Raw genomic sequence first — 5,852 nt, forward strand, 5'->3', positions numbered from 1 at the left:
TGCAGACTTCAAACGGGGCGTTGTGGAGAAGCAGTTTTGGAAGAATGGTAATGCCAAAGCCCTGTTCTACCATTTTCAATGTTGTAAAATCTTCATTCAGCTGATAGCGGATGTTTGGAGAAATCTGGTTCAGCTCGAAGATTTTGCCGGTTTCGTAGTCCAGACCGTCTGCGGACAGAATGAAGTCCTGGTTGTTGACGTCTGCCAGGGAGACGGACAGGTGACTTGCAAGAGGATGCGAAAGGGGTGTGACGAGCATCAGTTCATCACTTCCAAGTGGTACAAACGGCAGTCCCGGAACGGAGAATTCGGACACGAAAATGCAGTCCAGCTCATTGCCCATCAGTTTTTCCTTCAGTTCGCCAAAGCCGCCGATCGTAAGCTGGAAAAGAATGTTCGGATATTCTTCAGAAAAATCTTTGATAATGCCCGGCAGCCAGTGATAGGAAATGCTCTGGATCGTGCCGATGCGGATCAGGCCGCTGTCCAGAGTGGAAAGAGAAGCGGCGGTCCGTGCAATCTGGTTTTCGGCCTCGCAAATGGTCCGAAGAGACTCTTTGATCCAGGCCATGTCGGATTTCAGTTCCATACCGTTTTTGGAACGGATGAAAAGTTCAAGCCCCAGCTCTTTTTCAAAATTTTTGATCGTCTGGCTGACCGCCGACTGGGTATAGTTCAGCAAAGCGGCGGTTTTGGAGATGCTGCGTGTTTCGCAGACGCTTAAAATGGTCTGATACTTGTTCATGATTCACCTTCCATTCGATTTCTTGATGGTTCATATTAGAAAAAATGAATTAAAATGATTTTCTATAATGCAAATGCAGATATAAGCAAAACCGAATAGTATATTTAAAAAATATTAATTCAGAAATTGCAGTTTCTATTTTATTATTATCATCAAAGGCAATTTATTTGTCAAGAGATTGAAGAGAAAGCAAAGCGCAGACAGGAGGAAATTATGGGAACAGAATACTGGAATGGCGCCGAGGCGGCGCACAGAAGAGTTATGATGAAAGCGGCAGGGTATTCCGACGAGGACATCCGTAAGAAACCGCATATCGGAGTTCCGAATTCATATATGTCAGGATCTCCGGGATCTGCCCACTTAAGACAGATCGCTGAAGCGGTAAAAGAAGGAATCTGGGCAGCAGGAGGAGTGCCGGTGGAATTCGGAATTCCGGCAACCTGCGGAAACATCGCAAACGGAGCAGAAGAACTGAAATACGAACAGGTTGGACGGGACATCGTGGCAATGTCCGTGGAATTTGTTACACGCGTACACAATTTCGATGGTCTTGTTATGGTCGCATCCTGTGATAATATCATTGCCGGATGTTACCTTGCGGCAATGCGTCTGGACATTCCGTCCATGATCGTGACGGGCGGTTCCATGCAGCCGGGACAGTACTGCGGGAAAACCGTGGTGGAAGCGGATCTGGATTCCGCAAGATTTTCAGGCGCTACAGAAGAAGAGCTGATGGACATGGAAGACAATGTCTGTCCGTCCTTTGGTGCATGTCCGTCCATGGGAACAGCAAATACCATGCAGATGCTTGGAGAGGTGCTGAATCTGGTGCTTCCGGGTACGTCTACGATCCCTGCATCCGACAACGCAAAGCTCCGCAGAGCAAGAGAAGCCGGAAAATACGCGGTAAAGATGGCAAAAGAAGGCAGAAAACCTTCAGATCTGATCACGAAAGAAGTGCTTCTCAATGCGATTATGTTTGATATGGCCGTGGCTGGATCCACCAATGCGGTTCTTCACATTCTTTCCTACGCATATGAACTGGGAATCAAACTGACTCTGGAAGATTTTGAAAAATACGCAGATGAAATTTACTGCATCAATGCAGTAGTACCGAGCGGCCCGTATACTGTTGTGGATTTCCACTACGCAGGCGGTGTTATGAATGTGATGAAGATGCTGGAGAGCAAATTGTTTACCGATGCTCCGAGTATGTACGGCTGCACATGGAAAGAGCTCCTTTCCAAGGTAACGCCAAAAGAAAATGAAGTTATTCATTCTCTGGAACGTCCGTTATTCCATGAGCCGGGACTGAAGATCTTAAGAGGAAACCTTTCACCGAACGGTGCGATTGTCCGTCCGACAGCCGTATACGAAGAAGTGAAATATCTGAAAGGGAAAGCAAAAGTATTCGAAGGCGACCGTCCGGCGTTTGAGGCAATCCAGGCAGGAGAAATCGTACCGGGTGACATCATTGTCATTCGTTATGAAGGATGTAAAGGGGCTCCTGGCATGAAGGAACTGATGCTGAGCATCGATGCCCTGATCGGACTGGGACTGCACAAGAGCGTGGGGCTGATCACGGACGCCAGATTCTCAGGATTTAACTATGGTGCAATTATCGGGCATGTATCACCGGAAGCATACGATGGAGGAACGATCGCACTTGTGGAAAATGGGGATGAAATCGTGATCGATATTCCAAATGGAGAGGTCAATCTGCTTGTTTCCGATGAAGAACTGGAAAGAAGAAAGGCAAACTGGGTATGTCCGCCGTTGAAAGAGGAAAAAGGATGTCTGAATATTTACGCAAAAATGTGCAGACCGGCAGAAGAGGGAGGCGCTATGCAGCCGTGGGGACTGGATGCGCGCTTTAAACGATAGGATACAAGGAGAACAGGAGGTTCAGAAATGTTATTATTATCAAGAGAAGATATCAAAAAAGTATTTACCATGAAAGACGCCGTGGAAGCGGACAAAAAAGCGTTTCAGCTTGTAGTGGAGGGAAAATGTGATTCACCGATCCGCACAAACATTCAGGCGCCGAAATATGACGGAAGTTTCCTTTTTATGCCTGCTTATGTGGAAGAGATGGATACAGCTTCCTTAAAAGTAGTGAATATTTTCCCGCACAATATTGACCGTGGGCTTCCGTCATCACCGGCACAGGTCTTTCTGATTGATGGAACAACTGGAATTGTGGAGGCCGTGCTGGACGGAACTTATGTGACACAGCTTCGTACAGGAGCAGCTACAGGAGCCGCATTTGATCTTCTTGCAAAGAAAGACTGCCGTGTCGGCGCGCTGATCGGAACAGGAGGACAGGCAGCGACTCAGCTGGAGGCAATGGTGACAGTAAGAGATCTGGAAGAGGTCCGTGTGTATGACATGAATCCGGAACGGACAAAAGCCTTCGCGGAGCAGATGAATGAAGAATTAAAATCATATGGTGCCAGAATCGTTGCGGCAGCATCTTCTGATGAAGCGGTAGAAGGTGCAGATCTTCTTGTGACGGTAACTCCGTCCTCCAGACCGGTGTTTGATGCTTCCAAAGTAAAGGCGGGAGCAACGATCAGCTGCGTAGGAGCTTATCAGCCGCATATGCAGGAGATGGATCCGGCCATTCTTCCGAGAGCGTCCAAAATCTATTTTGATTCTGAGGAAGCGGTACTTTCCGAATCCGGAGACATTCTGATTCCGCTGGATGAAGGAATCATCACAAAAGAGGATTTTACAGGCGATCTGGGACAGCTGATTAAAGGAGAAATTCCGGGGCGTGAAAACGATGAAGAAATTATTGTGTTTGAGACAGTCGGTGTGGCAACACAGGACCTGATTGCGGCAAAAGCAATCTATGACAAAGCAAAAGAAGCAGGAATCGGAATGATCTGGGGATAAGGAGCTTCGTGATGGAGAAAATAGAAAAAGTACTTGAGATTTTAAAAGAACAGGGTCTGGACGGTATTTATATCACAAAAGAGGCCAATGTTAAATACATCAGTGGATATCCGGATGAGCTGGCATATGCACTGATCTGCCCGCAGGGGAATTATCTCATTACGGACAGCCGCTTTACAGAGCTGGCAGAGCAGTCCTGCCCGGACTTTGAGGTTGTCAACTGGCATAACTGTGGCAGGAGTATCCCAAAGGCCGTGGAAAGCATCTGCGTCAAGTCGGGAATCCGGAGACTGGGATTTGAGGAATGCTTTACAACCTATGATAAATATGAAGAAATCCACAGACTTCTTTCAGAGCATCGGATTGAACTGACCGGAACGAGAAACATTGTGGAAGAGCTGCGGTATGTAAAGAGCGAAGAAGAAGTGGCCAATACAAGAATTGCCTGCGAGATTGCGGATAAAGCTCTGGAAGAGCTGGTTCCGTATATCAAACCGGGCGTTACGGAAAGAGAGCTGTGCGCGCGTCTGGAATTCAGCATGAAGATGCACGGGGCACAGGATATTGGATTTGAGACGATTCTGATTTCCGGGGCCAAGACATCCCTGCTCCACGGAAAGCCGGGAGACAGGAAGGTCGAAGAAGGCGATTTTGTTCTTGTTGACTATGGTGCGAAATACAACGGATATATTTCCGATACGACCCGTACGTTTGCGGTAGGACATGTATCTGAACAGCAAAAAGAAATTTATGAACTGGTACGCGAAGCGCAGGAAACAGGAGTACGGAACATGGGACCGGGAATTGTTGCTTCCAAACCGGACACGGAGATTCGGAAAGTGGTGAAAAAGTATGAAGAGTATTATTATTCCGGAATGGGACATGGAGTAGGGCTGGACCTTCATGAAGAGCCGTTCCTTGGAATGTATGGTACGAAAATAATGCAGCCTGGCTGCGTGATTACCATGGAACCGGGAATCTATATTCCAGGATGGGGAGGTGTCCGTATCGAGGATACGGTACTGATTACGGAAAACGGTGCAGAGACACTGACGCACTTCCCGAAAGATCTGATGATTCTATAAATAAAAAAGAAAGCCTCGGCCATCTTTAAAGACGGCTGAGGCAGTTTTTTGCAAAATCCGCGGCGCGTGTAAGATCATCTTTTGTCGGATGAATCATCGCTTCATCAAAATTTGACAGCTGAAGCTTCAGATGGTGATCGTGAGCCTGATCTCCATTTAACATGGACTCGTATTTCTGGCGAATCTGCACAGGCATCTTGCCCTGACAGAAGAATCCGCCCAGATAGAGATTGTCATCTTCGAGCCAGATCCGGGCACTGTTTTCGATGTTTTTATAGTAGTTATCCACATTACCGGCCCCGCATGTGCCGAATAAAGCGACATTCTTTCCGGAGATGGAAGAAAGCAGATTTCCAACCTCAAGGCTGCAGGTGCCACGGTGGACACAAAAACCGACAAAATAAGTGGCTGCATCCGGCAGACCGTTCAGTTCATCGATACTTCTGAGATCTTTTGCCATTCCAGGAAGGGCGGCAAAAATGGATGTGGCAAGTTTTTTTGTGTTGCCGGTTTCACTTTGATACAGAACCATATAATCAAGCATGATAATGGCCCTCCTTTCTCAGCTTTTCTTAATAAAATGGGCATTACATTTCGGACACCGGATTTCGATCCTGCCTTTTCCGCGGGGAATCCGGATTTTCTGTCCGCAGGAAGGACACTTATATATGTGATAGTGTTTTCTCTGACTGAGACCGTAACGGATGGCGGAAAACTTTTTCCGGATCCCGGCCGTGTATTTCAAATAGAGCTGATTTTCAGCGTAACGTTTGGAATGGTTTCGTGAAAACATTCGAAAATAGGAATAAATTAAAACGGCAAGCGAAAACAGATATAGAATTCCGCCGTATCGGGTAAATCCGGATAACAGTAAAAAAATGATCCCTGTTATCACCAGGAATTTTGAAAACTGGTCAACGCCGTAGCGGCCGTACATAAAGCGTAAAAACTTATCTTTCATTTTTCTACACAACCTGTCTTAATATTTTTATGAATTCTATTTTACCGCATTTTTCTCAGGAATCAATAAACTGTATATAAAAATTATATGATATTGGGGTCAAAAGCCTGTCTATAGCACCTTGAAAAGTTCATATATTTTGTAGTAAATACAAGCCGAAATG

At 46.3% G+C, this 5,852-nt stretch carries 6 protein-coding genes; 3 read left to right on the forward strand and 3 right to left on the reverse strand.

What is annotated here, in order from left to right:
• Nucleotides 1-745 (reverse strand): LysR family transcriptional regulator (locus FGQ85_RS17750; protein ID WP_138374122.1); only part of this gene is annotated, 745 nt, incomplete at its 3' end.
• Between the two features lie 213 nt (nt 746-958).
• On the opposite strand from FGQ85_RS17750, the gene ilvD reads away from it, so the two are divergent.
• The 3 genes from ilvD to FGQ85_RS17765 are packed head-to-tail and all read left to right on the forward strand — an operon-like array spanning nt 959 to nt 4,728.
• Nucleotides 959-2,629: a dihydroxy-acid dehydratase gene (gene ilvD / locus FGQ85_RS17755; RefSeq protein ID WP_087169171.1), complete on the forward strand. Its 1,671-nt coding sequence runs from the start codon at nt 959-961 to the stop codon at nt 2,627-2,629.
• Nucleotides 2,630-2,656: 27 nt separating this feature from the next.
• Nucleotides 2,657-3,643, forward strand: a complete 987-nt coding sequence (locus tag FGQ85_RS17760) for an ornithine cyclodeaminase family protein (protein WP_087169172.1) — start codon at nt 2,657-2,659, stop codon at nt 3,641-3,643.
• A gap of 11 nt (nt 3,644-3,654) precedes the next feature.
• Nucleotides 3,655-4,728, forward strand: a complete 1,074-nt coding sequence (locus FGQ85_RS17765; RefSeq protein ID WP_138374123.1) for a Xaa-Pro peptidase family protein — start codon at nt 3,655-3,657, stop codon at nt 4,726-4,728.
• A gap of 25 nt (nt 4,729-4,753) precedes the next feature.
• Here the strand turns inward: FGQ85_RS17765 and FGQ85_RS17770 are convergent, their stop codons facing one another.
• A complete protein-coding gene (locus FGQ85_RS17770; protein WP_087169174.1) occupies nt 4,754-5,272 on the reverse strand; it encodes a flavodoxin family protein in 519 nt (172 codons plus the stop codon).
• A gap of 18 nt (nt 5,273-5,290) precedes the next feature.
• Nucleotides 5,291-5,689: a hypothetical protein gene (locus FGQ85_RS17775; protein ID WP_087169175.1), complete on the reverse strand. Its 399-nt coding sequence runs from the start codon at nt 5,687-5,689 to the stop codon at nt 5,291-5,293.
• Between the last annotated feature and the right edge of the window lie 163 nt (nt 5,690-5,852).

It is taken from the genome of Pseudoflavonifractor sp. BSD2780061688st1 E11 (assembly GCF_005844125.1).
GTDB classification, from domain to species: Bacteria; Bacillota; Clostridia; order Lachnospirales; family Lachnospiraceae; genus Sellimonas; species Sellimonas catena.

Excerpts from the sequence above, each read along its gene's own strand:
- ilvD (WP_087169171.1), top strand. The coding sequence starts at position 959 with ATGGGAACAGAATACTGGAATGGCGCCGAGGCGGCGCACAGAAGAGTT.
- FGQ85_RS17765 (WP_138374123.1), top strand. The coding sequence starts at position 3,655 with ATGGAGAAAATAGAAAAAGTACTTGAGATTTTAAAAGAACAGGGTCTG.
- FGQ85_RS17760 (WP_087169172.1), top strand. The coding sequence starts at position 2,657 with ATGTTATTATTATCAAGAGAAGATATCAAAAAAGTATTTACCATGAAA.
- FGQ85_RS17775 (WP_087169175.1), bottom strand. The coding sequence starts at position 5,689 with ATGAAAGATAAGTTTTTACGCTTTATGTACGGCCGCTACGGCGTTGAC.
- FGQ85_RS17770 (WP_087169174.1), bottom strand. The coding sequence starts at position 5,272 with ATGCTTGATTATATGGTTCTGTATCAAAGTGAAACCGGCAACACAAAA.